General features: G+C 69.1%; 4 protein-coding genes. 2 read left to right on the forward strand and 2 right to left on the reverse strand.

Features of this window, described 5'->3' with window-relative positions; translation table 11 throughout:
* Positions 1–253: 253 nt before the first annotated feature.
* Positions 254–1,351 (reverse strand): Glu/Leu/Phe/Val dehydrogenase, encoded by a 1,098-nt coding sequence (locus RDU12_RS14160; protein WP_300292050.1) that lies wholly within the window; start codon positions 1,349–1,351, stop codon positions 254–256.
* A gap of 205 nt (positions 1,352–1,556) precedes the next feature.
* Here RDU12_RS14160 and RDU12_RS14165 point away from each other — a divergent pair, with 205 nt between their 5' ends.
* A complete protein-coding gene (locus RDU12_RS14165; RefSeq protein WP_300292048.1) occupies positions 1,557–1,832 on the forward strand; it encodes a YdeI/OmpD-associated family protein in 276 nt (91 codons plus the stop codon).
* A 188-nt stretch (positions 1,833–2,020) separates the two neighbouring features.
* On the forward strand, positions 2,021–2,629 hold the full coding sequence (locus RDU12_RS14170; protein ID WP_300292046.1) for a hypothetical protein: 609 nt from the start codon (positions 2,021–2,023) through the stop codon (positions 2,627–2,629).
* 114 nt (positions 2,630–2,743) lie between these two features.
* Here RDU12_RS14170 and RDU12_RS14175 read toward each other — a convergent pair.
* Positions 2,744–3,355 (reverse strand): serine aminopeptidase domain-containing protein (locus tag RDU12_RS14175; protein WP_308685265.1); only part of this gene is annotated, 612 nt, incomplete at its 5' end.

Raw genomic sequence — 3,355 nt, forward strand, 5'->3', positions numbered from 1 at the left:
CAGGCTCGAGAAAAGCGGATGTAGCTGGAAAGACGGGATATTTTCCGGACTGGCTGGCTATAATTCCGCGGATTGCCAGCAGAGCGACGCGCGATTTCCTTCTCCCCGCCGGGGGAGAAGGTGGGCCGGAGGCCCGGATGAGGGGGATGTCTGACGCGAACCGGCTGGCGGACGGTCCGGAGCCGCCTAACCCCTCATCCGCCCCTCCGGGGCACCTTCTCCCCCAAGGGGAGAAGGATCACAGGTTCGCGGGTCAGGCCGCCTTGAGTTGTTCGGCCTTCTTGTCGCGGGCCGCGTTGATGCGGGCCTCGGCGATAGCGTCGGCGATCTCGTGCGTCGGGCGCTTCTCGACGGCGGCGCGCTCGAGGATCTCCTCCAGCGTCTCCATCAGGCGGGACAGCTTGCTCTCGACCCAGGCCGGATCGTAGGCGCCGCCGGTCTCGCGCGCCTTCAGCTCGGAGGCGACGTTGATGATGCCGCCGCCGTTGATGACGTAGTCCGGCGCGTAGAGGACGCCGCGCTCGAACAGCATCCGGCCGATCTCGGGCGTGGCCAGCTGGTTGTTGGCGGCGCCGACCACGGCCTTGACCGTCAGCCGCTCCAGCGTCTGCGGGTTCAGCGTCGCGCCGAGCGCGCACGGGGCGTAGATGTCGGCCTTGACGTCATAGATGGCGTCCGGCGCCACGATCTCGGCCTGGGTGCGGGCGGCGACCTCGGACAGCAGGGCGGTGTTGACGTCGGTCATGACCAGTTTGGCGCCGGCGGCGTGCAGCTTGTCGGCGAGATAGCCGCCGACGTGGCCGATGCCCTGCAGGGCGACGGTCAGACCGGTCAGGTCGTCCTGCTTCCACAAGCGGCGGGCGACGGTCAGGGTCGAACGGAACACGCCCTCGGCGGTGACCGGGCTGGGGTCGCCCGAGGCTTCCGGGCCGTCGTTCAGGCCGAGGACCCAGGGGGTGACCTTGCGGGCTTCGGCGATGTCGGCGACCGACACGCCGACGTCCTCGGCCGCGTAATAGATGCCGCCCAGGGTGTCGACGGCGCGGCCGAAGGCCTGGAACAGCTCGGGGGTCTTCTGGGTGCGGGAGTCGCCGATGATGACCGACTTGCCGCCGCCCATCTCCAGGTCCGCGACGGCGTTCTTGTAGCTCATGCCCCGCGACAGACGCAGCACGTCCTCGAGCGCCTCGGCGCTGGAGGCGTAGTTCCACATGCGGGTTCCGCCGACGGCCGGGCCGCGCGCCGTTGAGTGAACAGCGATAATGGCGCGCAGGCCGGTCTTTTCATCAAAGACGGCGTGGACGCCTTCGTGGTTCGCGAAGGACGGGGAATCGAACAGCGTCTTACCCATGACAGGCGTCTCCCGGGGTATTTTTTGTTGGCGGCTGATACGCCGTGACGCTCAACAGGGCAAGCATGGCGGTTTGTGGGCGACGGGGCCGGGAGCGGCGTCAGCGGGAGCCTGGTTTCGGTCGCCCCGAGGGGCCCCTCCCCGACCTGTTGCAGAGGCCGCCCCGTCGTCGCTACCCTGCCCTTACGTGACGGAGCCGCTCTCCATGACCCGAACGACGATCAGCGCCGGCGTCGTGCACGATCTTCCCGCCGACCTTGAAGAGATGCTGCTCGCCGAGCCGGCGGCGCTGGCGACGTGGGAGGATATCACCCCGCTGGCGCGCAACGAGTGGATCTGCTGGGTCCAGTCGGTGAAGAAGCCCGAGACCCGGCGCAAGCACGTGGAGCAGGCGCGGTCGAACCTGAAGGACGGCAAGCGCCGGCCCTGCTGCTGGCCGGGGTGTCCGCATCGGGAGAAGACGGGTCGGGCGAAGGGCTGAGGAGACCCAGTCTGCTTGCGACCCGTTGCGGACATTGTCTCGATCCCGCCCAAGGGATGTGAATCGACCGGCCTGCGAAAACCACTGAAGTTGCAGAGCATTGGCCGGCGAACGGAGTTCGGGACGCATCGACCCGTCGGTGCTAGGTCTGCAAGGACGAGCGCTGCTTTGGCGTCGAAGGAAAGACCATGGTTCGCAGCATCTTCCTCATGGCGACCGCCGCCGCTCTCGCCGCCTGCTCGCAGGCAGAGACGCCCCCATCCGCTGGGGAGACGTCCGCCGCGGCCACTGCGTCCGCCCCAACCGCGGCCATGGCCTCCTATACCGCCGCGGCGACTGAACAATTTGCCGGCGGCCCACCGGTTTCACCCGAGGATGTCTCGTCCATGATAGAGGCGCAGGGTCCTCAGAGGACGGTCGCGACCCTCGACCCCGACGGCGACAAGACCCGCTGGACCAGCGTCATGGGCGGAATAGCCACGGGCCAGCCCGCCTGGCTGGCCTTGGCCACGCCCCTTGAGGCCGGGGCCGAGAACGCATCCTACGCCGATCTCAATGACGCGCTGAAGGCGGCGATGGTGGTGAACCCGTCGGGCGTTCTGGCGATCCTGAACGAGGCAAACCCGGACCTCAGCACCGAGTCCATTTGCGCACCCGCCGGCTACGAAGCGGATGCGGCATGGTACGCGGCCTATTACGATGCGCTCACGCCGGCGGTTGAGTCCGTCACGACTCCGTCGCTCGCCAGCGTCAGATCCGCCTGCCTTGAAATCCTCAGGGCCCGCCTCCCGACCTGATCATACCGGCGTGGCCGACCCTGTCTCGCGAAGCTCGCTTCACGCGAAACTGCGGACACACACCGCTTTTCAGATGGCTGCCGCCGACCACCGGGCGGAGCGTGGTGTGGGCCCCTACTTGATCTCCCCCGCCCCCGACGGAAGGGACGCCGCCGCATCGCGGAGCCAGGCCGCCACGTCGCGGTAGACCGCCTCCGCCTGCAGGTCGCGGTTCAGGATGTGCCAGCCGTCGGGATAGTATGCGGTCCGCAAGCCGGGGCGGTCGCCGGCCCGCTCGAGGGCCGCGCGCATGGCGTCCTCGCGGATGACGTTGTCGTGGGCGCCGTATAGCAGCAGGGTCGGCGCCCGGACCTCGCCGAGGCGATGCGAGGCGCTGTCCATCAGGTCGACGAGGCCATACAGGGCGTCGAAGCGGGTGCTGATCAGGCTGTTCGGGTCGCGGTAGTTGCGGAACAGCTCCAGCCGGTTGTCCGAGGCGGGCTGGTCGCGGACCGCCCATGCGGGCGGCTCGACGGCGCGGTCGCCCATGGCCCGGGCCGCGATCCACAGGCCAGCGCTGTTCAGCGGCCCTTGGGCCGACCAGCCCCAGACGGCCGGGGCCAGCAGGATGACGCGGTCGGCGTCGGGCGGGCGGTCCGAGGCGAAGGCGACGATGGCGACCGCGCCGCCCATGCTTTCGCCCGCTACGGCGATGACGGCGTCGGGGTGACGGGCGCGGGCCAGGGC

This window comes from Brevundimonas sp. (assembly GCF_031082345.1).
GTDB lineage: Bacteria > Pseudomonadota > Alphaproteobacteria > Caulobacterales > Caulobacteraceae > Brevundimonas.

Excerpts from the sequence above, each read along its gene's own strand:
- RDU12_RS14160 (WP_300292050.1), bottom strand. The coding sequence starts at position 1,351 with ATGGGTAAGACGCTGTTCGATTCCCCGTCCTTCGCGAACCACGAAGGC.
- RDU12_RS14165 (WP_300292048.1), top strand. The coding sequence starts at position 1,557 with ATGACCCGAACGACGATCAGCGCCGGCGTCGTGCACGATCTTCCCGCC.
- RDU12_RS14170 (WP_300292046.1), top strand. The coding sequence starts at position 2,021 with ATGGTTCGCAGCATCTTCCTCATGGCGACCGCCGCCGCTCTCGCCGCC.